This is a genomic window from Streptomyces sp. NPDC107522 (assembly GCF_055657525.1).
In genome coordinates this window covers 205637-228848 of sequence record NZ_JBVKAU010000010.1, presented here as the reverse complement: position 1 = coordinate 228848, position 23212 = coordinate 205637, and the positions used below count along the sequence as shown (strand labels likewise).

The following is a 23212-nucleotide window of genomic DNA, read 5'->3' as shown; positions in this document are numbered from 1 at the left end:
CGTCAGCTCCACGGCTCGATGACCGTCACCCCCGCCCCCGGCCCCGTCCCGATCGCCGTCAGTGCCGACGGCACCGCGTCCAACGGGATCGTCGACGTCACCAGCAGATCCGGCCGCAGCACCCCCGCCCGCACCAACTCCAGCATCGGCGGGTAGGTGTGCGCCGCCATTCCGTGGCTGCCCAGGAGTTCGAGTTCGAGGGCGATCGCGCGGGCCATGGGGACGGGGGTCGTGCCGGACGTCGAGGGCAGCAGGCCCACCTGGATGTGCCGGCCCCGACGGCGCAGTCCGTTGACGGAGGCGGCGCAGGTGGCGGGAGAGCCGAGGGCGTCCAGGGAGAGATGGGCGCCGCCGCCGGTCAGGTCGCGGACCGCGGCCGCCGTGTCCGGCACGCTCGACGCGTCCACGCACTGCGCCGCCCCGAACTTCCGCGCCAGGTCCAGGGCCTGCGGTGAGACGTCCACCGCGACGACCCGCGCGCCGGACGCCGCCGCGATCATCACGGCCGACAGACCGACCCCGCCGCAGCCGTGCACCGCGACCCACTCCCCCGCCGCCACCCGGCCCTGCTGCACGACCGCCCGGAACGCCGTGGCGAACCGGCACCCGAGCGAGGCCGCCGTCGCGAAGGACATGCCCTCCGGCACGGCGACGAGGTTAACGTCGGCGTGGTCCAACGCCACGTACTGCGCGAAGGAACCCCAGTGTGTGAAGCCGGGCTGGGTCTGGCGCTCACACACCTGCTGGTCGCCCGCCGCGCATGCTCCGCAGGTTCCGCAGGCGCACACGAAGGGCACGGTGACGCGGTCACCGGGGTGCCAGTTGCTCACGGCGGCGCCGGCTGCCTCCACCACACCGGCGAGCTCATGTCCGGGCACATGAGGGAGCGCGATGTCGGGGTCGTGGCCCTGCCAGCCGTGCCAGTCACTGCGGCAGAGGCCGGTGGCCTCGACGCGTACGACTACTCCGTGGCGGGCCGGTCGGGGGTCGGTCACCTCCCGTACCTCGGCCGGCTCCCCGTATTGTTCGAACACCACAGCCCGCATTGCGCTCCCATCGCCGTTCATGCCTGCTGGCTACATCGTGGCTGGTCGCACCCCGCGGCGGAGCCTCCTGTCGAGGCTGCCCCGCGCCCCTGAAGGGGCAGTTTCAGCTCGGCGCACCTACCTTGTGCCGATTCTCTGCCTCCGCTGCAGGCGCTCGTTCGCCCTCCCCCTCACTCACCCCGAACCGCTCATGGAACCGCCTCAACGGCCCCGGCGCCCACCAAGTCGCCCGCCCCGTGAGGCGCATGACCGCCGGCACCAGCAGGCTGCGGACGATCATCGCGTCCATCAGCACCGCCAGGGCGATGCCGAGGCCGAGCATCTTGGTGTTGGTCACCCGGGAGGTGCCTATCGCGACCATCACCACCGCGAGGATCACTGCGGCCGCGGTGATCAGGCCTCCGGTGCGCTGCAGCCCGTGGCGGACCGCCTGGTCGTGGTCGCCCGTCGTGTCGTACTCCTCCTTGATGCGGGAGAGCAGGAACACGCCGTAGTCCATGGACAGGCCGAAGGCGACGCAGAACATCAGCACCGGGAGGGTCGTCTCGATCGAGCCGGGGCTGGTGAAGCCGAGCAGGCCGGAGAGATGGCCGTCCTGGAAGACCCAGACCACCGCGCCGAACATCGCGGTCAGGCTCAGTGCGTTGAGCACGACCGCCTGGACCGGTATCAGCACACTGCCGGTCAGCAGGAACACCAGCAGCAGGGTGACGATCGCGATGAACGCGGCCGCCAGGGGCAGGCGTTCGGCTATCGCGTCCTTGGAGTCGACCAGGACCGCCGCCGCGCCGGTCACCTCGGTGTCGAACGGCGCCTGTGTGGCGCGCAGTTCACCGACCAGACGCTGGGCCGGGTCGTCCACCGCCTCGCCCTTCGGCAGCACCGTGAAGTACGCCGCGTCGCCCTTCACCAGCGGGCCGTCGACCCGAAGCACTTCGGGGAGCGCGGCGATCCGCTCCTTGTAATCGGCGTACTGCGCCTGCGTGGCCCGGCCCTCGGCGAACACCTCCAGACCGCCGCCCGGGCTGCCCGGGAAGCCGTCGCGAATGTGCTGCTGCACCACATGGGACTCGGCGCTGGAAGGCAGCTGCCGGTCGTCGGCGGTGCCGAACTTCACGCCCAGGAAAGGCAGTCCGAGCAGGACCAGGACGGCGGTGGTGCCCAGGGCGAAGAACGGAGCGCGGCGCATGACGAGGTTCGCCGTGCGGGTCCAGGCCCTGCCCTCGGTGGCCGCCGCTGCCTGCTCGGACGGCTTCGGGCGCCCGCGCCGCAGCAGGCGGCGCAGGTCGAGGGAGTTGACCCGGTGGCCGAGCAGGACCAGCGCCGCCGGGAGCAGGATCAGCGCGGCCGCCGCGGCCAGCAGCACGACGGCGATCCCGGCGTAGGCGAAGGAGCGCAGGAAGTACTGCGGGAAGAGCAGCATCGCCGCGAGGGACACCGCGACCGTCAGAGCGGAGAAGAGGACGGTGCGGCCGGCCGTGCGCAGGGTCGTGCCGACCGCCGCCAAGGGCTCGGCGCCGGTGGTGAGTTCCTCGCGGAAGCGGCGCACGATGAACAGGGCGTAGTCGATGGCGAGACCGAGGCCGAGGGCCGTGGTGAGGTTCATCGCGAAGACCGACACGTCGGTGAACTCGGTCAGGCCCCGCAGCACCGCGTTCGTGCCGAGGATCGCGACGATGCCGATGCCGAGCGGCAGCAGGGCGGCGACCGCGCTGCCGAAGACCATCACCAGCAGCACCAGGGTCACCGGCAGGGCGATCACCTCGGCCCGGGTCAGATCCTCCTGGATGGTCGTCTGCATCTCGTGCCGCACGGCGACCGGGCCGCCGATGCTGACCTCCACCGGGCCGTGCGCGCCCCGGAACTCGGGCGCGAGGCGGTCCAGGGTCTCGCCCATCTCCTTCTCGTCGCCGGTGATGCGGGCAGCGATCAGCGCCTCGTGGCCGTCCTTCGCGCGAAGGCCCGGTGCCGTAGCGGGGTCGGCCTGCCAGTAGGAGCTGACGCCCGTCACGCCCTGCTCGCCGGCCAGACGTGCGGTGAGGCGGTCGGCCTCCGCCGCGACCGCCGGGTCGTCCACCGAGGCGCGGCCCGAGTCGACCAGCAGCAGGAGGTTGGGCTGGGAGGCCGGGAACTCACGCTCCAGCGCCTTGGTCGCGTAGGTGGATTCGGCGTCCGGGTCCTCCCAGCCGCCGGCTCCCAGGCGGTCCGCGACCCCGCTGCCCGCCAGCACGGCGAGGACGGTCAGCACCAGGGCCGCGAGCAGCGACAGCCTGGGACGGGCGGTGACGAAACGGGTCCAGCCGCCGACACCGGGTGGGCTGTTGACTTCGGTCATGGTGCGGTGTCCCCTTCACCGTGGAAACCGTAAGCTGGCAAACACGAGACTCCGCTCGCGTTTCTCTAGAATGCGAGCGACCTCTCGCGTTTGTCAATGATGTTCGGAGAGCTGGGGATAACGCGTGCCCGACAACCAGGAGAAGGAACAGCCGCGCCGCCGCCAGGCCCGCGGTGAGCGCCGCATCGCCCAGCTGCTGGAGGCCGCGGCCACCGTCTTCACCACCACCGGCTACACGGCCGCCAGCACCAACGCCATCGCCCGCGAGGCGGGCGTCTCACCGGGCACGCTGTACCAGTTCTTCCCGAACAAGGAAGCGATCGCGATCGAGCTGGGCGACCGGCTCATGCACGAGATGCGCGAGACGTACGGCGAGGCGCTCGCGCCGGTCGACCCCGCGACACCCCTGGAGGAGGCGGTCGGCTCGGCCGTCGACCGGTTCATCGCCTTCAACTGCGAGCACCCGGTGTTCTTCGCGCTGATGCACGGCCCCGACATCCCCGGCCGCATCGCCGAGGAGCACGACGCCCTGCACGCGACCCTGCTCTCCCGGATCGAGGGCCTGCTCTCCTCGCTCCTGCCGGGCACTCCGCCGGCCGACCTCGCCCGGATCGCCCACATGTGCCTGGGCCTGTACAAGGCGGGCCTGGAACTGATCCTGGCCCACGAGGGCACCGAGCGCGACGCCTACGTCCGGGAGCTGAAGAACGCCCTGGTCCGCTACCTCGACCCCCTCGTGGGCGACCGGCTGGGACACGCCGGCTCCCGCTGAGGCGACGCACCGCCCCGGCACGCACCCGTCCGCCCCACCCCGGACCCCTCTTGGGGAAATACCCCGCAGGGGTATAGCGTGGGATACGGAGGCCCCCCGTGGGCCCCCTCGGCCCCACATGCCCCGACGAGGAGAACGACATGAGCGCCCAGACCGACACCCCGGGTTCCGTCACCGCCGTCTACAAGGTGAGCGGCATGAGCTGCGGGCACTGCGAGGGTGCCGTATCCGGCGAGATCTCCGAACTCCCCGGTGTCAGCTCGGTGAAGGCCGTCGCCTCGAGCGGCGAGGTCACCGTCGTCTCCGCGGCCCCGCTGGACGAAGAGGCCGTACGCGCGGCCGTCGACGAGGCGGGCTTCGAGCTGGTCGCCAAGATCTGAGCCTGAAATGCCCCGCACCACCGACCAACCGCCGATACCCGGGACGGCCGGCACAGCCGACACCACCGGCACGACCGCCGGCGCCCCCGGCACGCCGCCCCACGCCTCCGGCACGCCCGCCGACCACCCTGTCGCGTCCGCCGGCACCTCCCAGGTCGAGCTGCTCATCGGCGGCATGACCTGCGCCTCCTGCGCCGCCCGCGTCGAGAAGAAGCTCAACCGCATGGACGGCGTCACCGCCACGGTGAACTACGCGACGGAGAAGGCGAAGGTCAGCTATCCGGCCGGCATCCAGGTCGCCGACCTGATCGCCACGGTGGAGAAGACGGGGTACACGGCCGAGGAACCGGCTCCCCCGCAGCCCGCGCCACAAGAGCCGCACGAGCCGCACGAGACTTCGGAAGACCCCGAACTGGCCTCCTACCGCCACCGGTTCACCGTCTCCGCCCTGCTCGCCGTACCCGTCATCCTGCTGTCGATGATCCCGGCGCTGCAGTTCGACAACTGGCAGTGGCTCGCGCTCACCCTCGCCTCGCCGGTCGTCGTCTGGGGCGGGCTGCCCTTCCACCGGGCCGCGTTCACCAACGCCCGGCACGGTGCGGCGACCATGGACACGCTGGTCTCCCTGGGCACGCTGGCCGCGTACGCCTGGTCCCTGTGGGCGCTGTTCTTCGGGGACGCCGGCATGACCGGCATGCGCGACGACTTCGAGTTCACCGTCGCGCGCGTGGACGGCGCCTCGCAGATCTACCTCGAAGTGGCCTCCGGGGTCGTCACCTTCATCCTCCTCGGCCGCTATCTGGAGGCCCGCGCCAAGCGACGCGCGGGAGCGGCACTGCGCGCCCTGATGGAGCTCGGCGCGAAGGACGTGTCCGTGCTGCGGGCCGGGCGCGAGGCGCGGATCCCGGTCGACCAGCTGAGCGTCGGCGACCGGTTCGTCGTGCGGCCCGGCGAGAAGATCGCCACCGACGGCACCGTCGTCGAGGGCACCTCCGCGGTGGACGCCTCCATGCTGACCGGCGAATCGGTGCCGGTGGACGTGACCGTCGGGGACGTGGTCACCGGGGCCACGGTCAACGCGGGCGGGCGGCTCGTCGTCGAGGCGACCCGGGTCGGCGCCGACACCCGGCTCGCGCGGATGGCGAAGCTGGTGGAGGAGGCGCAGAACGGCAAGGCCGAGGTGCAGCGGCTCGCCGACCGCGTCTCCGCGGTCTTCGTACCCGCGGTCATCGTCCTCGCGGTCGCCACCTTCGGGGCCTGGCTCGGCACCACCGACGACACGGTCGCCGCGTTCACCGCGGCCGTCGCGGTGCTGATCATCGCCTGCCCGTGCGCCCTGGGACTCGCCACACCCACGGCCCTCATGGTCGGCACGGGACGCGGGGCGCAGCTCGGCATCCTCATCAAGGGCCCCGAGGTGCTGGAGTCCACGCGCCGGGTCGACACCGTCGTCCTGGACAAGACCGGCACGGTCACCACCGGCCGCATGACCCTTCAGAAGGTGTACGCGGCCGAAGGCGCCGACGAGGAGCAGGTGCTGCGGCTCGCGGGCGCCGTCGAGCACGCCTCGGAGCATCCCGTGGCCCGGGCGGTCGCCGCGGGCGCGGAGGAACGGCTCGGGCGGCTGCCGGAGGTCACGGGGTTCGAGAACGTGCCGGGGCGGGGCGTACGTGGGCGCGTGGAGGGCCATGACGTGGCCGTGGGGCGCCTTTTCGAGGCGCTGCCCACCGAGCTCGCCCGCGCGAGGGAAGAGGCCGAGAGGGACGGTCGTACGGCCGTCGTGGTCGGGTGGGACGGGGCGGCTCGCGGTGTCGTCGCCGTCGCGGACGCGGTGAAGGGGACCAGTGCCGAGGCGGTGCGCGAGCTGCGGGCGCTGGGGCTCACCCCGGTGCTGCTGACCGGGGACAACCGCGCGGTCGCCGAGGCGGTGGCGCAGGCGGTCGGTGTCGATCAGGTGATCGCGGAGGTCCTGCCCGAGGACAAGGTCGAGGCGGTACGGCGGCTGCAGCGCGAGGGGCGGTCCGTCGCCATGGTCGGCGACGGCGTCAACGACGCGGCCGCGCTCGCCACCGCCGATCTGGGTCTCGCCATGGGGACGGGCACGGACGCGGCGATCGAGGCGGGCGACCTGACGCTGGTGCGCGGGGATCTGCGGGTGGCGGCGGACGCGATCCGGCTGTCCCGCAGGACGCTCGGCACGATCAAGGGCAACCTCGTGTGGGCCTTCGGGTACAACGTCGCCGCGTTGCCGCTGGCCGCGGCCGGTTTGCTGAACCCGATGATCGCGGGCGCCGCCATGGCTTTCTCGTCGGTTTTCGTGGTGACGAACAGCCTGAGGCTGCGGACGTTCCGGTGAGTTCCCGGTAAGAACCCCACTGGGCCCCTCTGGAGTCCGACGCCCGGCTCACATAAGCTCTTCACAAGACTCGCGCATCGTCCTTACGCTTGGGTCCCGATCGCCATATCGGGTCTCTTGCGCATCTAACGGACATATGCAAGAGACGCAGATCACAGTGATGTGAACGTAACCATCGAAGGGGTTCGAAGGTCTAAGTTGACGATGTCAGGCAGCGTCTTGGGGGGCGCTTACTGGCATCTGAGGATGTCTTGGGGGACTTCCTCAGAGTTGCGTTGCCGGGGCACGTACGTCGGGAAGCTTTGAGCGGCCCTCCCGGGCGTGCGCTGTCCCGGCAGATCGCACACACAACCACATAGATGAGTACGTCGAGTTTTGCTCGTTCTGCTCAACGCAATACCGAAAGACAGCGATTCAGGCGCTGCTCTCTCAGACGCCCGGCCGGATCCCGTGGGGGGAATCCGCACCGGGACATGGGAAGGCGCCCTGGACGTCGGCCCGTGGGGGGACCGGCGCCAGGGCGCCTTCTTTATTGCAGATGCTGAAGCGCACGCTCAGCACTTGACCGACGGGCAGCCGACCGACCAAGGGGCGCGGGGCCGCATCGATATGCGGCCCCGCCGCGTGGGCGCGACCAGCCACAACGGCCAGCAGTCGCCCACGCTCCTTCAGCGACGAGCTCTCAGGCGAACGGCGCCCCCACCGGCAGGTGTCAGCGCTCTTCCACCGGCACGAAGTCGCGCTCCACGACACCCGTGTAGATCTGACGCGGCCGGCCGATACGCGAGCCCGGCTCCTTGATCATCTCGTGCCACTGGGCGATCCAGCCCGGGAGGCGGCCGAGGGCGAACAGGACCGTGAACATCTCGGTCGGGAAGCCCATCGCGCGGTAGATCAGGCCGGTGTAGAAGTCGACGTTCGGGTAGAGGCTGCGCGAGACGAAGTAGTCGTCGGAGAGCGCGTGCTCCTCCAGCTTCAGGGCGATGTCCAGCAGCTCGTCGGACTTGCCGAGGGCCGAGAGGACGTCGTGCGCGGCGGCCTTGATGATCTTGGCGCGCGGGTCGAAGTTCTTGTAGACCCGGTGGCCGAAGCCCATCAGGCGGACGCCGTCCTCCTTGTTCTTCACCTTGCGGATGAAGGAGTCGACGTCGCCGCCGGCGTCGCGGATGCCCTCGAGCATCTCCAGCACGGACTGGTTGGCGCCGCCGTGCAGCGGGCCCCACAGGGCGTTGATGCCGGCCGAGATCGACGCGAACATGTTGGCCTGGGACGAGCCGACGAGGCGGACCGTCGAGGTCGAACAGTTCTGCTCGTGGTCGGCGTGCAGGATGAGCAGCTTGTCCAGGGCCGAGACGACGATCGGGTCGAGCTCGTACTCCTGCGCCGGCACCGAGAAGGTCATGCGCAGGAAGTTCTCGACGTAACCGAGGTCGTTGCGCGGGTAGACGAACGGGTGGCCGATCGACTTCTTGTACGCGTACGCCGCGATCGTCGGGAGCTTGGCGAGCAGGCGGATCGTGGAGAGGTTGCGCTGGGTCTCGTCGAACGGGTTGTGGCTGTCCTGGTAGAAGGTGGACAGCGCCGAGACGACCGACGACAGCATGGCCATCGGGTGGGCGTCGCGCGGGAAGCCCTTGTAGAAGTTCTTGACGTCCTCGTGCAGCAGGGTGTGCTGGGTGATGTCGTTCTTGAACGTCGAGAGCTCGTCGACGGTCGGCAGCTCACCGTTGATCAGCAGGTAGGCCACCTCCAGGAAGGTGGAGCGCTCGGCCAGCTGCTCGATCGGGTAGCCGCGGTACCGGAGGATGCCCGCCTCGCCGTCGAGGTAGGTGACGGCGGATTTATAGGCGGCGGTGTTGCCGTACCCGCTGTCCAGCGTCACCAGACCGGTCTGGGCGCGGAGTTTGCCGATGTCGAAGCCCTTGTCGCCGACGGTGCTGTCAATCACCGGGTAGGTGTACTCGCCGTCGCCGTACCGCAGTACTACAGAGTTGTCGCTCACGTCTTCCCTCACCGACGTTGTGCCTCATCTTCGAGGTTGCCCTGACTGTCTCTACCCTCCCCCATTCGGCTCAGGAGAGTGCACTCGGGGTCGACCATTGGGCCTATTGGCGGCACTGAGTGCCGCCAACTTGTCATCCTGCCCCCTGTTTTCCCCATCCGGAAGTGCTCTGTGACCTTCACGACTCGTTTGATCGATCATTTTTTTTGATGTCTCACGAATCGCCAGGTCAGGAGGGTGACCCGGCAGCGGGCCGGAAGCAGGTCAGAAGCCCGCGAGCCGGAAGTCGAGCGCCGTGCAGCGCCGCCCCGCCGACACCGTGCGCACGGCTTGGCCGATCGCCTTGCGTGAGCCCACGAGGACGACCAGTTGCTTGGCGCGGGTCACGGCCGTGTACAGCAGGTTCCGCTGGAGCATCATCCATGCTCCCGTGGTGACGGGGATCACCACGGCGGGATATTCACTGCCCTGTGAGCGGTGAATGGTCACCGCGTACGCATGCGCCAGTTCGTCCAGTTCGTCGAATTCGTACGGGACCTCCTCGTCCTCGTCCGTCAGCACCGTGAGGCGCTGGTCGACCGGGTCGAGCGAGGTGACCACGCCCACGGTGCCGTTGAAGACACCGTTCTTCCCCTTCTCATAATTGTTGCGAATCTGGGTGACCTTGTCGCCGACTCGGAAGACCCGGCCGCCGAACCGCTTCTCCGGCAGATCGGGCCGCCCGGGAGTGACGGCCTGCTGGAGCAGGCCGTTCAGCGTGCCCGCGCCCGCCGGACCGCGGTGCATCGGGGCGAGGACCTGGACGTCCCTGCGCGGGTCGAGCCCGAACTTGGCCGGAATACGACGGGCCGCCACGTCCACCGTGAGCCGTCCGGCCGCCTCCGTGTCGTCCTCGACGAAGAGGAAGAAGTCCTTCATGCCGTCGGTGACGGGGTGCTGCCCGGCGTTGATCCGATGCGCGTTCGTCACGACTCCCGACTGCTGGGCCTGGCGGAACACCCGGGTCAGCCGCACGGCGGGGATCGGGCTGCCGTCCGCCAGAAGGTCCCTGAGGACCTCCCCCGCGCCGACACTGGGCAGCTGGTCCACGTCCCCGACGAAGAGCAGATGGGCGCCCGGCGGTACGGCCTTGACCAGCTTGTTGGCGAGCAGCAGGTCCAGCATGGACGCCTCGTCGACCACCACCAGGTCGGCCTGGAGGGGACGGTCCTTGTCGTACGCAGCGTCGCCGCCGGGCTTGAGCTCCAGGAGCCGGTGGACGGTGGAGGCCTCGGCGCCGGTGAGCTCGGCGAGGCGCTTGGCGGCCCGGCCGGTGGGCGCGGCCAGCACGACCCTGGCCTTCTTGGCGCGGGCCAGCTCGACGATCGAGCGCACGGTGAACGACTTGCCGCAGCCGGGGCCGCCGGTCAGGACGGCGACCTTCTTCGTCAGGGCCAGCCTGACGGCGGCCTCCTGCTCGGGGGCCAGGTCCGCGCCCGTACGGCCCTTCAGCCAGCCCAGCGCCTTGTCCCAGGCCACGTCATGGAAGCCCGGCATCCGGTCCTCGTCGGTGCGCAGCAGGCGCAACAGCTGGGCGGAGAGGGAGAGTTCGGCCCGGTGGAAGGGGACGAGGTAGACCGCGGTGACGGGATGGTCCGAGCCGCCCTCGGGGCCGGGGACCTTCTCCCGTACGACACCGGGGTCGCCGCCGTCCTCCGGGACCTGGGCCAGCTCCGCCAGGCACTCGATGACGAGCCCGGTGTCGACCTGGAGGAGCTTCACCGCGTCCGCGATCAGCTGCTCCTCGGGGAGGTAGCAGTTGCCCTGGTCGGTGGCCTGCGACAGGGCGTACTGCAGGCCCGCCTTGACGCGCTCCGGGCTGTCGTGCGGGATGCCGACGGACTGGGCGATCTTGTCGGCGGTGAGGAAGCCGATGCCCCAGACATCGGCCGCGAGCCGGTACGGCTGGTTCTTCACGACGGAGATCGAGGCGTCGCCGTACTTCTTGTAGATGCGCACGGCGATCGACGTCGACACCTCGACCGTCTGGAGGAAGAGCATGACCTCCTTGATCGCCTTCTGCTCCTCCCAGGCGTCGGCGATCTTCTTGGTGCGCTTGGGGCCGAGGCCGGGGACCTCGATGAGGCGCTTGGGCTCCTCCTCGATGATCTTCAGGGTGTCCAGGCCGAAGTGCTGGGTGATGCGGTCGGCGAAGACCGGGCCGATGCCCTTGACCAGGCCCGAGCCGAGATAGCGGCGGATGCCCTGGACGGTGGCCGGCAGCACGGTCGTGTAGTTCTCGACGGTGAACTGCTTGCCGTACTGCGGGTGGGAGCCCCAGCGGCCCTCCATCCGCAGCGACTCGCCGACCTGCGCGCCGAGCAGCGCGCCGACGACCGTGAGGAGGTCGCCGCCGCCCCGGCCGGTGTCGACGCGGGCGACCGTGTAGCCGTTCTCCTCGTTGGCGTACGTGATCCGTTCGAGAACGCCTTCGAGTACGGCGAGCCGCCGCTCACCCGTCGGATTCCCCGCCTGGTTGGACATGGTCCGACGGTACCGGCCCGGTGTGACAGCGGCGGGGTCCGTCGGTTCGGCCGGGCGAACTGCCCGGTGGGCAGGGCGGGTTACTGGCCGGTTCACAAGGCTTTGTATGATCCACCTCGACCAAGGCAAGCCCATATTGGGGGAAACACATGACCAAGCGCATTTCCGCCCTGGCCGTCTCCGCGGCCATCGTCGGAGGCCTCTTCATCACGTCGGCGCCCGCTCAGGCCGCCCCGTCGGCCGGCCAGGACGCGTTCGCGACCAGGGCCGCCGTCACGTGCAACAAGGGCCAGATGCGCCAGCAGATCGCCGACCTCAAGCAGAAGGCGGCGAAGCTGAAGCAGCTGGGCGAGACCGCGGCGGCCAGGAAGGCGCTCAACGACGCGGCCGCCATCGAGAAGAAGCTCGACGCGTGCATCAGGGCCGAGGAAAACGCGAGCAAGCCGTTCCCCGGCTAAGCATCGGGTAACCATCGGTTCCGTGTGTGGCGCCGCCCACCCCGCTCGACGGGGAGGGCGGCGCCACACGCATGTCCGGGCACCCCGGGACGTTCATCACGATCCGGTCTCGGGATGTGGTTGAGGGCTTGATCAACCCCCGTGTAATCGATTCCAATCCTCTCTACACATCGATGTAATCGATTCCACGAGCATCGATCACAGAACGACCGAACGATCCACGAGGAGGTGGAGCGGCGATGGCGAGCATCAAGGACGTCGCTGCCGAGGCGGGCGTCTCCGTCGCCACGGTCTCGCGCGTCCTGAACGACCATCCGTCGGTCAGCGCCGAGGCACGCACGCGCGTGCTGGCCGCCGTCGAGGCCCTGGGCTACCGCCCGAACGCCGTCGCCCGTTCCCTGCGCACCGACCAGACCCACACCCTGGGGCTGGTGATCAGCGACGTGATGAACCCCTACTTCACTGAGCTGGCACGGTCCGTCGAGGAGGAGGCCCGCGCGCTCGGCTACAGCGTCATCATCGGCAACGCCGACGAGCGGCCCGACCTCCAGGACCACCACGTACGGAACCTGCTCGACCGCCGTATCGACGGCCTGCTGGTCTCCCCCACCGACGGCGGCTCGCCACTGATGCTGGACGCCGCGCGCGCGGGGACGCCGATGGTCTTCGTGGACCGGTGGATCCCGGGCGTGGACGTACCGGTGGTGCGGGCGGACGGACAGGCGGCCGTACGGGATCTCGTCGCGCATCTGCACGGGCTGGGGCATCGCAGGCTCGCCATCATCGCGGGCCCGGCGGCCACCACGACCGGACGGGAGCGTGTCGAGGCCTTCAGGGAGGCGCTCGCCGCCTACGGCCTCGAACTCCCCGACGCCTACATAGGACAGGGCGACTTCCAGGCCGACAGCGGACGCCGGGTCACCGAGGGCTTCCTCGACCTGTCCGAGCCGCCCGAGGTCGTCTTCGCGGCCGACAACCTGATGGCGCTCGGCGCGCTGGACGCCGTACGCGCGCGTGGGCTGCGCGTGCCGGACGACATCGCGCTGGCCGCGTTCGACGACATCCGGTGGTTCGTGCACACCGATCCGCCGATCACCGCGATCGCCCAACCCACGGGCGAGCTGGGCCGGGCCGCCGTACGGGCCCTGGTCGACCGCATCGAGGGACGGCCCGGCGAGTCCGTCACCCTCTCCGCCCGTCTCGTCGTACGCCGCTCGTGCGGCGAGAACCCCACCCCAGTGCAAAGGAGCACGTCGTGAGCAACCCGGACGAGTTGCTGCGCATCGAGGGCATACGGAAGACCTTCCCGGGCGTGGTCGCGCTGGACGGCGTCGACTTCGATCTGCGCCGGGGAGAGGTGCATGCGCTGCTCGGTGAGAACGGCGCGGGCAAGAGCACGCTCATCAAGATGCTCTCCGGTGCCTACACGCCCGACGCCGGGCGGATCCTGGTCGGCGGCGAGGAGACGCGCATCCACGGTGCGCAGGACTCCGAGCGCCTCGGGATCGCCACGATCTACCAGGAGTTCAACCTCGTTCCCGATCTGACGGTCGCCGAGAACATCTTCCTGGGGCGCCAGCCGCGCCGCTTCGGGATGATCGACCGGAAGCGGATGGAGGCCGACGCCGAGGTCCTGCTCAAGCGCGTCGGCGTCCACGTGTCCCCACGCGCGCGTGTGCGTGAACTCGGCATCGCGCGCCTGCAGATGGTCGAGATCGCCAAGGCGCTCAGCCTGGACGCCCGTGTGCTGATCATGGACGAGCCGACGGCCGTGCTGACCTCCGAGGAGGTCGAGAAGCTGTTCGCGATCGTGCGCAAGCTGCGCGAGGACGGCGTCGGGATCGTCTTCATCACGCATCACCTGGAGGAGATCGCCGCCCTGGGAGACCGGGTGACCGTCATCCGGGACGGCAGGAGCGTCGGGCAGGTCCCGGCGTCCACACCCGAGGACGAGCTCGTACGCCTCATGGTGGGCCGCTCGATCGAGCAGCAGTACCCGCGTGAACGGGCCGACAAGGGCGCCGCGTTGCTCACCGTCGAGGGCCTGACCAGGGACGGCGTCTTCCACAACGTCAGCTTCGAGGTGCACGCCGGTGAGGTGGTCGGCATCGCGGGGCTCGTCGGCGCCGGGCGGACCGAGGTCGTGCGGGCGGTCTTCGGGGCCGACCCGTACGACAAGGGCGCCGTGAAGGTCGCCGGCAGCCCTGTCGCCAAGTACGACGTCAACGCGGCGATGACCGCGGGCATCGGCCTGATCCCCGAGGACCGCAAGGGCCAGGGCCTGGTGCTGGACGCGTCCGTCGAGGAGAACCTCGGCCTGGTGACGCTGCGTGCGGCCACGCGCGCGGGGCTCGTCGACCTCAAGGGCCGGCGTGAGGCCGCCGCGCGGATCGCCGGGCAGCTCGGCGTGCGGATGGCGGGCCTCGGGCAGCACGTGCGCACGCTCTCCGGCGGCAACCAGCAGAAGGTCGTCATCGGCAAGTGGCTGCTCGCCGACACCAAGGTGCTGATCCTCGACGAGCCGACGCGCGGCATCGACGTCGGCGCCAAGGTCGAGATCTACCAGCTCATCAATGAACTCACCGCCCAGGGCGCCGCCGTGCTCATGATCTCCAGCGATCTCCCGGAGGTCCTCGGCATGAGCGACCGGGTCCTGGTGATGGCCCAGGGCCGGATCGCGGGCGAACTCGCGGCCGACGAGGCAACCCAGGACGCCGTGATGGCGCTCGCCGTCAGCGCTCCCACCGCTCAGCAGACCGAAGCGAAGACCGGAACGGAGGCCTCCCGTGGCCACTGACACGCTCAAGAGCACGAGGGGCGCGCGTGGCGCCTCGGGCGGCCTGCGCCGTCTCCTGCTCGACAACGGCGCGCTCACCGCGCTCATCGTCCTCGTCGTCGCGATGTCGGCGCTGTCCGGCGACTTCCTGACGACGGACAACCTCCTCAACGTCGGTGTCCAGGCGGCCGTGACCGCCATCCTCGCCTTCGGTGTCACCTTCGTCATCGTCTCGGCGGGCATCGACCTGTCGGTCGGCTCGGTCGCCGCCCTGTCAGCCACCGTCCTCGCCTGGAGCGCCACTTCGGAGGGCGTCCCGGTCCTTCTCGCCGTACTGCTGGCCATCGCGACCGGCATAGCGTGCGGTCTGGTCAACGGCTTCCTGATCTCGTACGGCAAACTCCCGCCGTTCATCGCGACGCTGGCCATGCTGTCGGTGGCCCGCGGTCTGTCCCTGGTGATCTCGCAGGGCTCCCCGATCGCCTTCCCCGAGTCGGTCTCGCACCTCGGCGACACGCTCGGCGGCTGGCTGCCCGTGCCGGTGCTCGTGATGGTCGGCATGGGCCTGATCACGGCGTTCGTGCTCGGGCGGACGTACATCGGCCGTTCGATGTACGCGATCGGCGGCAACGAGGAGGCGGCCCGCCTCTCCGGTCTGCGGGTGAAGAAGCAGAAGCTCGCCATCTACGCGTTCTCCGGCCTGTTCGCCGCCGCCGCGGGCGTCGTGCTCGCCGCCCGGCTGTCCTCCGCGCAGCCGCAGGCCGCGCAGGGCTACGAGCTCGACGCCATCGCGGCGGTCGTCATCGGCGGCGCCTCGCTCGCGGGCGGCACCGGCAAGGCGTCCGGCACGCTGATCGGCGCGCTGATCCTGGCGGTGCTCAGGAACGGCCTCAACCTCCTTTCCGTGTCCGCCTTCTGGCAGCAGGTCGTCATCGGCGTCGTCATCGCCCTGGCGGTGCTGCTGGACACGGTGCGGCGCAAAGCGGGGGCGACCCCGGCGCCGGCGGGTGCAGGTGCGCCCGGCAACCGGAGCAGGCAGGCGGCGACGTACGTCCTCGCGGCCGTGGTCGCGGCGGCGATCGTCGGGGCCACGTCCCTCCTGCACAGCGGCTCGTCCTCGGCGACGACGCAGAAGGTCGGCCTGTCCCTGTCGACCCTCAACAACCCCTTCTTCGTGCAGATCCGGGCTGGCGCGGAGGCCGAGGCGAAGAAGCTGGGCGTCGACCTGACCGTCACCGACGCGCAGAACGACGCCTCCCAGCAGGCCAACCAGCTGCAGAACTTCACCTCCGAGGGCGTCGGCTCGATCATCGTCAACCCGGTGGACTCGGACGCCGCGGGCCCGTCTGTGCGTGCCGCCAACAAGGCCGACATCCCGGTCGTGGGCGTCGACCGCGGCGTCAACGAGGCCGACACGGCGGCGCTGGTCGCCTCCGACAACGTCGAGGGCGGCAGGCTGGGCGCCCGGGCGCTCGCCGAGAAGCTGGGCGGCAAGGGCACGATCGTGATCCTCCAGGGCCAGGCCGGCACGTCCGCCAGCCGTGAGCGCGGCGCGGGCTTCGCCGAGGGCCTGAAGGCCTACCCGGGCATCAAGGTCGTCGCCAAGCAGCCGGCCGACTTCGACCGCACCAAGGGCCTCGACGTCATGACCAACCTCCTCCAGGCCCACCCCGACATCGACGGCGTCTTCGCCGAGAACGACGAGATGGCGCTCGGCGCGATCAAGGCGCTCGGATCCAAGGCCGGCACGTCGGTCCAGGTCGTCGGCTTCGACGGCACTCCGGACGGCCTGAAGGCCGTCGAGGCGGGCACCCTGTACGCGTCCGTCGCGCAGCAGCCCAAGCAGCTCGGACGGATCGCGGTGGACAACGCGGTGCGGGCGGCCGAGGGCAAGAAGGTCGAGGAGACCGTCAAGGTGCCGGTGAAGGTGGTCACGAAGGAGAACGTGGCCGGCTTCGGCGGCTGACATCGGCGAAACGGCGAACGGGCGGGCGGCCGTTGCAGGAGCATGGGGCCGCCCGCCGTACGTCACCACGGGGACTATCAGGGGAGCAACCTCATGTACGACTACGACCTGCTGGTCGTAGGGTCGGCCAACGCCGACCTGGTGATCGGTGTCGAGCGCCGGCCGGGCGCCGGCGAGACCGTGCTCGGCTCCGATCTGGCCGTCCACCCGGGCGGCAAGGGCGCGAACCAGGCGGTCGCCGCCGCCCGGCTCGGGGCCCGTACGGCCCTGCTGGCCCGCGTCGGCGACGACGCGTACGGCCGGCTGCTGCTCGACTCGCAGCGGGCGGCCGGTGTCGACACGGTGGGCGTCCTGGTCGGCGGAGCGCCGACCGGCGTCGCGCTGATCACGGTGGACCCGTCCGGGGACAACAGCATCGTGGTCTCGCCGGGGGCCAACGGCAGACTCACTCCGCAGGACGTACGGGCCGCCGCGAGCCTCTTCCAGGCGTCACGGGTGGTCTCCGCCCAGCTGGAGATCCCGCTGGAGACGGTCGTGGAAGTGGTCCGCAGTCTGGCGGACGGCAGCCGATTCGTCCTCAACCCCTCCCCGCCCCGCCCGCTGCTGGCCGAGGTGCTGGCGGCCTGTGACCCGCTGATCGTGAACGAGCACGAGGCGAAGGTCATCCTCGGCGACTCCGCGGTGGGCGAGACACCGGAGGACTGGGCACGGATCCTGCTCGCCAAGGGGCCCCGCTCGGTGGTGGTGACCCTGGGTTCGGAGGGGGCGCTGGTGGCCTCCTCGGCCGGGGTGACGCGGGTTGCGTCCGTGAAGGTGGACGCGGTGGACACGACGGGCGCGGGCGACGCGTTCACGGCCGCGCTGGCCTGGAAGCTCGGCACGGGCTCGTCCCTGGCGGAGGCGGCGGCGTACGCGGCCCGGGTCGGGGCGGCGGCGGTCACGAAGGAGGGCGCGCAGGAGTCCTTCCCCACGGCGGCGGAGGTCGAGGCCCCGTGAAGAAGGCCGGAATCCTGAACCGTCACCTCTCCGGCGCCCTGGCCGAGCTGGGCCACGGCGACGGCGTGCTGGTGTGCGACGTGGGCATGCCGATACCCGGCGGGCCCCGGGTCGTGGACCTGGCGTTCCGGGCCGGGGTGCCGTCCTTCGCCGTAGTGCTGGACGGTCTGCTGGCCGAGCTGGTGGTGGAGGGCGCGACGGCGGCGAAGGAGACGCGGGACGCCAATCCGGCGGTGGCCGCACTGCTGGAGGGCGAGTTTCCCGAGCTGGAGCTGGTCACGCACGAACGGCTCAAGGAGCTGTCGGCCGGGGCGCGGCTGGTGGTACGGACCGGTGAGGCACGGCCGTACGCGAATGTGCTGCTGCGCTGCGGGGTCTTCTTCTGACCCGCTGATGTGCGACCCGCCGGACGTTTCGAGGGGCCCGGTCCGTCGACCGAGCCCCTCGGGTTTTCCCCTCCCGTCAGGACCCCCGCGATCCCCCCAGATCCCCCTCCAAGAGTCCTGATGCCAAGTACGACCCGCGAGGTGGGGGAAGGGTTGCACGGTCGCCGCGGATTTTTTTCGGACTGTCCCCGGCATGCGCCCGGCGCGCGTCCCGGCGGCGTATCCCGGCGGCGCTCGGCGTGCCGAGGAATCAGGGCAGACGTAGCGTTTCAGACATGTCAGAGGTAGACGAGAACCCCCTCATGTCCCTCCAGGACGACGTGCTCGACGAGCTCGGCGACGACCGGATCGGGGACATCGCGAGGCTGCTGGGCACGGACGAGACGGGCGCCCGGCAGATGGTCGGTACGACGGTGGCGGCCCTGTCCGGCGAGGCGGAGGCCGTCGCGACACCGCACGAGGCCCCGCTCACGGGCGTGGCCACGCTGGGCGGCTTCGCGACGGGCGGCCTCATGGCCGGGGTACTGGCCGAGGAGGCCGAGTCGGTGGCGCGGGCGGTGGCCCGCAGGACGGGCCTGCCGCCGGATGCGGTGTCCCGGGTCGTGGAGATGGTGATTCCGGTGGAGCTGGCGGTGCTCACGAAGCGGGCCGCCGGGAAATAGCGATCGGGAGACAGTGGTCCGCCGCACGAGACGAGTGGGATGAGCGCCTACGGCACGTAGGTGCCGCACGTGCACACGACACGTACGGCACCTACGGCGACCGCCCCTCAGTGGCGGGCAGGCCGCCTCCTCACCCTCATCACCGGGAGGCCGGTGTGGGGGCCGGAGCGTCGAGGACCACTCCCCAGCTGTCGTCGTCCCCGATGCGGACGGTGAGTTCCTGGGTGCGGCGGGGCCCGGCGAAGTGCAGCACCACGTCCTGGCGTACGGAGCCCTCGTCGAGGAAGTCCGCGGTCACCTCCGCGCCGGCCGCCTTGCCGTACGTCTCGACCCAGTCGCGGGCCGCGGAGCGGGCGTCGCCACCCTCCGTGTCCAGCGCGGCCAGAGCGTCGACGTCCCCGTCCGCGAGCCGCCAGACCACCTGCTGCACCGTCTCCAGGCTCCCCGTCGAGGGGTAACCGGTGACGCGCAGCGGGCGGTGATTGGCGTAGTCGGTCTGGTAGTCCAGCCCGTCGTCGGAACAGGCCGTCAGCAGGGCGCCGGCGGACAGGGTGAGGAGGGCGACCAGGGCGGCGGCCCTCGGGGTCTTCCTGCTCATGGTCAGCTCCTCGACTTCGGGCGGAGGATGACCACACGCTCGATGTAGTTGGCCTTGTTCCTGTAGCGGGCGATGGCGGCGCTCAGGGTGGTCTTGTTCACGCCTCCGTGCTGCCTCAGCTGGAGGTCGCGGCCGGTGTTCCCGACGACCACCGCGGCGTGATTGTACACCTTCTCCTTCTTCCACTTGAACATCACGATGTCGCCCGGCCTGGCGTTCTTCTTCGACACCGACGGCGCCTTGCGGTACTTGGTCATGTGGCGGCGGAAGTTCTCCGCGCCCGACCAGGTGTAGCTCTTGTTCTTGATCGTGCCGAACAGGTAGTACTGCTGCCACCAGGCGCGGTCGTGCTTGCGGCCGCCCATGCGGGTCTTCATCTTCCCGCCGTAGTAGAGAGCCTTGGACACGAAGTTCGTGCAGTCCTGGCCGTACTCCCACTTGGTGTTGATGTTCTTCGAGGCCCACTTGGCGGTGCCCGAGCCGGAGACCGCCGCGGCGCGCAGGGCCACCGGCGCCGGTCCCGTGGGCTCGTCCACCGGGAAGCCGTCCGCGTCGAGGGCGATCGGCTCGTCGGGTACCTCGTCGGCGTCCTGCTCCTGGGGCGGCGCGATGTCCAGTCCCTGCCAGGCGGACGGCGACTCGGTCAGGACCTTCTCCGCGGCCGGGGCGTCGGCCTCCAGGTGCAGGATGGGCGAGCCGGTGTTGGTGCTGAAGGTGAACCGCTGCTCCTGGAGCCCTTCGTCCGTCTCGCCGGTGCCGTCCTGGGTCAGCACGGCGGTCTCCGCGACCGACGCCCGCAGGTAGGGCGTGCCGCCCGCGTCGACGCCGACCAGCACGTCGGACAGGGTCGTGGCGGCGTCCGTGTAGGTACGGCCGTGCCGGGCGAGGGCCGCGCGGGCCTCCAGCAGGGCCGGTGCCTGGGCGTTCAGCAGATCCGCGAAGGCGGCCCCGCGGGAACTCGCGGCCAGCGCGGCGGCGGCCGTGGAGTGACGGCCGGTGAGCAGGCCGGTCCGGGCGTCGAGGTACTGCTGGACGATCTGCCGGTAGGCGGCGGCACCGCCGGGAACGGCCGCGGTGGTCACCGTCTCCGACAGGGCGGCGGCGCTGGTGCCGTGCGCGGTGCGGGCCTGGACCGACACGCGGTAGGCGGTCCTGTCGGCGAGCCCGTCGACGACGGCGCGGGGGGCGGACGTGGTCAGGCGGGCCACCTCGGTGCCGTCCTGCTTCTGCACGACGACCGTGTATTCCGGTCCGTCACCGGACGTGCCCTCGTCCTGCGGCGGGTTCCAGGTGGCGACCAGTCCGCCGTCACCGGAGGTGGCCCGCACGTCCTGCGGGCGGCCCGGCGCGGCCGGCGGCACGTAGTCGACGACCAGACGCGGCCGCTGGGCGGCGTCCTTGGCGCGGCCGGAGTGGTAGGCGACGGTGCCGGTCGAGCCGGCCGGCAGGCGCAGCGCCAGCCCCTCGCCGGTCTCCTGCTCCAGCCAGGACTGGACGACGGGTGCGAGGTCCTGGTCGCCCGGGCGTGCCGCCTCGGCGAAGGGTGCCTCGTCGAGGGCGGCGAGGAGGCCACCGCCGGTCTGCGGGGCCGTCCAGGGATCCAGCAACTCGTAGATCTCCACCGGGCGTTCGGTGCCCTGGACGGGTGTGAGCTCCAGCCGGGCCCGGACGATGCGGGCCCCGGCGGGCAGCTTGGAGAGGTCGGGCCTGAGCCAGACGGCGCGCCCGGCGTCGAGGGTCAGCCGCTCGTCGCGCACGGCGGCCGCCTGCTCGCCCAGCGGCGCGGTGGCGTCGTCGAGCGAGCCGCCGCTCAGCGTCAGGGACTGGGTCTGAGGAGCCTTGGCCGCGGGGCTGTCCTGCGCGGTGAACTCCTGCTCGTACGACCAGGCCGAGCAGCCCGTGTCGGTGCAGGCGCGCATCGCCCAGCGGTACGTGCTGCCGGCGCGCAGGGCGCCCGCGGGCACCTGGGCGGCGGCGCGCAGGCCGCTGTCCACCCAGGCGTCGGGGACGGTCACGCCCGCAAGCGGCTTGCCGTCCTCGTCGCGCAGGGCGAACTCGGCGCGGACGCGGCCCTGTTCGGGGCTGCTGACGACGCCGGAGAGCAGCGGGGTGAGCGTGTCCGCGGCGCCGTACTCCAGGGCCTGCGGCATGTCGGGCAGTCCGCCGGGCCGACGGCCGGTGGTGACGGTGAAGGTGCTCCACTCGGACCAGGCGGTGTTGAAGTGGGTGCCGTCGTAGGGGCTGGTGCGGAAGCGGTAGGTGGCGCCGTCCTTGAGCAGCCCGTCGGGCAGGGTGACGGCGGCGGCGCGGCCGGAGTCCACGAACGGGGAGACAAGGTAGTCGCCGACGCGCTTGCCGGTGGCGGCGTCCACCACCTCGAAGGTCCCGTTGATCTTGTCGCCGTCCTTGTCGGTGAACGTGTCACGCAGCGTCGGCGTCGTGGTGTTGACCTGCCAGGTGCCGGAGGCGTCCTTGGCGTAGGGCGGTCCGGCCTGGCGGTTGTTCCCGGAGCGGGGACGGAAGTTGTACGTCACCGTCAGCTTGGGCGGGTTCGCGGTGGCGTTGGCGGAGTTGACCCGCTTCCACTGTCCGACGGCCGACTCGTCGGCGGCGCGCAGAGCCATCGTGGACTGCGGGGCCTTGGCCGAGGCCCAGCTCTGCACCAGCGAGGTCACGTCGGCGTCGATCCAGCCGTCGTCGCCGCAGGCGGGGTTGCCCTTGGTGGCCGTGGCGGTGGCGTACTTGGTGTGCAGGGCCGGCCGGTTGGTCCAGCGGCTGGAGACGGTGGCCGGGTCGGCCGACCACACCTCCCACGCCTGCGGCTTGCAGTCGGTGTTGGCCGAGTGGAAGTTCCACAGGCTCAACTTGGCGCTGCTGACCAGGGCGTCGGCGACAGGGGCGGTGCCCCAGGTGACGTACGACTGCGCGGTGCGTGGGGTGCCGTTGGCGTTCTTGGTGCCGGGGTTGCCGAAGTCGAGCTCGGTGTCGGTGGACCAGTCGCGGGTCTCGCCCTGCTGGACGTAGGTGTCGAAGACGTTGCCGAGCGCGGAGGTCGACGGGTCGACGGTCACCGGGTAGCGGGTCTTCGGGTCGGCCAGGAAGTCCGCGTCCGGGGTGACCACGAGGTCGAGCGAGTCGTCGTCCTTCTCGACGACCTCCATGTCCACCGGGAGGCGACGGGTGTGCTCGCCGGACCGCTCGTCGACGGTGGCGTCCCACATCACCGGCGCCGGCATCACGGCCCGTTCCTGGCCGGTGCGACGGTCGGTGAACAGTACGCTGCCGTCGGCCTGCCGCTCGGCACGCAGCCCCTCGGCGCGCAGCGGCAGCGTGTAGCGGTAGCCGGCCTCCTTCGGGCGCTTCTTGATCTCGACGTACTGCTCGAAGCCCGTCCGGGTGGCCTCGACGATCACGTCGGCGCCGGGCACGGCCTCGGGGTACTCGGCCCGGTTGCCGTCGAGCCGGGGCTCGGGCAGGCCGCCCTTCCACTGGAGCGCGACCTGCCGGTCGCCCTCGCCGAGGGTGACGAGGTCGCGGGGCTCGGCGGTGCGGGTCTCGGCGAGGGAGTCGGCCGGGTCTCCGCCCTGGCCGGCCAGGGTGAGGCCGGCGGGGTGGGCCTTGGGCGCCACGGAGCCGTCCGCGCGTTCGGCGAGGTCGGTGTCGACGGTGACCCAGCGGCCACCGCGCTCGAAGCGGATCGGACCGGCGGTCAGTTCGGTGGTCAGGGAGCCGTCCCCGTGCACCCAGGTCGTGGAGGTCTCGGTCCGCTCGGACAGCGCCTCGACCCGGTGGCCGGAACGCCGTGCGGCGGCCAGGGCCGACGGTACGTCAGGTGCCTGTCGTACGGCGGGAGTCGGCGGGGCGTCGGGCTGCGCGGCCGCGGCGTGCACCGGGCCCGCGGGCAGCAGGACGGACAGGAGAACCAGGCCGGAGACACCGGCCTTGGGTATGCGCAT

At 71.0% G+C, this 23212-nt stretch carries 16 protein-coding genes and 1 pseudogene; 10 read left to right on the top strand and 7 right to left on the bottom strand.

Translation table 11 applies throughout. The features are described from left to right. Positions 1 to 2: 2 nt before the first annotated feature. On the bottom strand, positions 3 to 1046 hold the full coding sequence (locus ACZ7L6_RS29275) for a zinc-dependent alcohol dehydrogenase family protein (protein ID WP_471929075.1): 1044 nt from the start codon (positions 1044 to 1046) through the stop codon (positions 3 to 5). Positions 1047 to 1149: 103 nt separating this feature from the next. Continuing rightward, positions 1150 to 3381: an MMPL family transporter gene (locus tag ACZ7L6_RS29270; protein ID WP_471928971.1), complete on the bottom strand. Its 2232-nt coding sequence runs from the start codon at positions 3379 to 3381 to the stop codon at positions 1150 to 1152. A gap of 124 nt (positions 3382 to 3505) precedes the next feature. Here ACZ7L6_RS29270 and ACZ7L6_RS29265 point away from each other — a divergent pair, with 124 nt between their 5' ends. The 3 genes from ACZ7L6_RS29265 to ACZ7L6_RS29255 all read left to right on the top strand — a co-directional run bounded on the left by ACZ7L6_RS29265 (position 3506) and on the right by ACZ7L6_RS29255 (position 6889). After that, on the top strand, positions 3506 to 4153 hold the full coding sequence (locus ACZ7L6_RS29265; protein WP_471928969.1) for a TetR/AcrR family transcriptional regulator: 648 nt from the start codon (positions 3506 to 3508) through the stop codon (positions 4151 to 4153). Between the two features lie 140 nt (positions 4154 to 4293). Next, on the top strand, positions 4294 to 4533 hold the full coding sequence (locus ACZ7L6_RS29260; RefSeq protein WP_471928967.1) for a heavy-metal-associated domain-containing protein: 240 nt from the start codon (positions 4294 to 4296) through the stop codon (positions 4531 to 4533). 7 nt (positions 4534 to 4540) lie between these two features. Continuing rightward, positions 4541 to 6889 (top strand): heavy metal translocating P-type ATPase, encoded by a 2349-nt coding sequence (locus ACZ7L6_RS29255; RefSeq protein ID WP_471928965.1) that lies wholly within the window; start codon positions 4541 to 4543, stop codon positions 6887 to 6889. Positions 6890 to 7601: 712 nt separating this feature from the next. Here ACZ7L6_RS29255 and ACZ7L6_RS29250 read toward each other — a convergent pair. After that, entirely contained in the window at positions 7602 to 8891 is a 1290-nt protein-coding gene (locus tag ACZ7L6_RS29250) for a citrate synthase (RefSeq protein ID WP_398828516.1), read from the bottom strand. Between the two features lie 264 nt (positions 8892 to 9155). Continuing rightward, complete coding sequence (recD2, locus tag ACZ7L6_RS29245) at positions 9156 to 11414, bottom strand: SF1B family DNA helicase RecD2 (protein WP_471928963.1); 2259 nt, start codon at positions 11412 to 11414, stop codon at positions 9156 to 9158. Between the two features lie 149 nt (positions 11415 to 11563). Here recD2 and ACZ7L6_RS29240 point away from each other — a divergent pair, with 149 nt between their 5' ends. The 7 genes from ACZ7L6_RS29240 to ACZ7L6_RS29210 all read left to right on the top strand — a co-directional run bounded on the left by ACZ7L6_RS29240 (position 11564) and on the right by ACZ7L6_RS29210 (position 18658). Further along, complete coding sequence (locus ACZ7L6_RS29240; protein WP_471928961.1) at positions 11564 to 11872, top strand: hypothetical protein; 309 nt, start codon at positions 11564 to 11566, stop codon at positions 11870 to 11872. A 239-nt stretch (positions 11873 to 12111) separates the two neighbouring features. Further along, positions 12112 to 13131, top strand: coding sequence for a LacI family DNA-binding transcriptional regulator (locus ACZ7L6_RS29235; protein ID WP_471928959.1), 1020 nt, complete (start codon positions 12112 to 12114; stop codon positions 13129 to 13131). Continuing rightward, the gene (locus tag ACZ7L6_RS29230; protein WP_471928957.1) at positions 13128 to 14669 is read left to right on the top strand and encodes a sugar ABC transporter ATP-binding protein; all 1542 of its coding nucleotides are present in this window, start codon (positions 13128 to 13130) and stop codon (positions 14667 to 14669) included. The genes ACZ7L6_RS29235 and ACZ7L6_RS29230 overlap by 4 nt, the downstream gene beginning before the upstream one ends. Continuing rightward, positions 14659 to 16614, top strand: coding sequence for an ABC transporter permease/substrate-binding protein (locus ACZ7L6_RS29225; RefSeq protein WP_471928955.1), 1956 nt, complete (start codon positions 14659 to 14661; stop codon positions 16612 to 16614). Before ACZ7L6_RS29230 ends, ACZ7L6_RS29225 begins: the two co-directional genes overlap by 11 nt. Positions 16615 to 16707: 93 nt before the next feature. Next, positions 16708 to 17610 (top strand): ribokinase, encoded by a 903-nt coding sequence (locus ACZ7L6_RS29220; RefSeq protein ID WP_471928953.1) that lies wholly within the window; start codon positions 16708 to 16710, stop codon positions 17608 to 17610. Continuing rightward, entirely contained in the window at positions 17607 to 17996 is a 390-nt protein-coding gene (gene rbsD, locus ACZ7L6_RS29215; protein WP_471928951.1) for a D-ribose pyranase, read from the top strand. Before ACZ7L6_RS29220 ends, rbsD begins: the two co-directional genes overlap by 4 nt. A 275-nt stretch (positions 17997 to 18271) precedes the next feature. Next, entirely contained in the window at positions 18272 to 18658 is a 387-nt protein-coding gene (locus tag ACZ7L6_RS29210) for a DUF937 domain-containing protein (RefSeq protein WP_471928949.1), read from the top strand. A 139-nt stretch (positions 18659 to 18797) separates the two neighbouring features. Here ACZ7L6_RS29210 and ACZ7L6_RS29205 read toward each other — a convergent pair whose 3' ends face one another. The 3 genes and pseudogenes from ACZ7L6_RS29205 to ACZ7L6_RS29195 all read right to left on the bottom strand — a co-directional run. Beyond that, positions 18798 to 19256, bottom strand: coding sequence for a hypothetical protein (locus tag ACZ7L6_RS29205; RefSeq protein WP_471928947.1), 459 nt, complete (start codon positions 19254 to 19256; stop codon positions 18798 to 18800). A gap of 2 nt (positions 19257 to 19258) precedes the next feature. Further along, positions 19259 to 21175 carry an amidase domain-containing protein gene (locus tag ACZ7L6_RS29200; RefSeq protein ID WP_471929073.1) on the bottom strand — a complete coding sequence of 639 codons (1917 nt, stop codon included), beginning with the start codon at positions 21173 to 21175 and terminating at the stop codon, positions 19259 to 19261. Between the two features lie 258 nt (positions 21176 to 21433). Further along, positions 21434 to 23212 (bottom strand): annotated as a pseudogene (locus tag ACZ7L6_RS29195) (DNRLRE domain-containing protein); the annotation flags it as partial.

Bases quoted from the DNA above. Each gene is read 5' to 3' on its own strand.
- ACZ7L6_RS29275 (WP_471929075.1), bottom strand. From the start codon at position 1,046: ATGCGGGCTGTGGTGTTCGAACAATACGGGGAGCCGGCCGAGGTACGG.
- ACZ7L6_RS29270 (WP_471928971.1), bottom strand. From the start codon at position 3,381: ATGACCGAAGTCAACAGCCCACCCGGTGTCGGCGGCTGGACCCGTTTC.
- ACZ7L6_RS29260 (WP_471928967.1), top strand. From the start codon at position 4,294: ATGAGCGCCCAGACCGACACCCCGGGTTCCGTCACCGCCGTCTACAAG.
- ACZ7L6_RS29255 (WP_471928965.1), top strand. From the start codon at position 4,541: ATGCCCCGCACCACCGACCAACCGCCGATACCCGGGACGGCCGGCACA.
- recD2 (WP_471928963.1), bottom strand. From the start codon at position 11,414: ATGTCCAACCAGGCGGGGAATCCGACGGGTGAGCGGCGGCTCGCCGTA.
- ACZ7L6_RS29240 (WP_471928961.1), top strand. From the start codon at position 11,564: ATGACCAAGCGCATTTCCGCCCTGGCCGTCTCCGCGGCCATCGTCGGA.
- ACZ7L6_RS29235 (WP_471928959.1), top strand. From the start codon at position 12,112: ATGGCGAGCATCAAGGACGTCGCTGCCGAGGCGGGCGTCTCCGTCGCC.
- ACZ7L6_RS29220 (WP_471928953.1), top strand. From the start codon at position 16,708: ATGTACGACTACGACCTGCTGGTCGTAGGGTCGGCCAACGCCGACCTG.
- ACZ7L6_RS29210 (WP_471928949.1), top strand. From the start codon at position 18,272: ATGTCAGAGGTAGACGAGAACCCCCTCATGTCCCTCCAGGACGACGTG.
- ACZ7L6_RS29205 (WP_471928947.1), bottom strand. From the start codon at position 19,256: ATGAGCAGGAAGACCCCGAGGGCCGCCGCCCTGGTCGCCCTCCTCACC.
- ACZ7L6_RS29200 (WP_471929073.1), bottom strand. From the start codon at position 21,175: ATGCGCGCCTGCACCGACACGGGCTGCTCGGCCTGGTCGTACGAGCAG.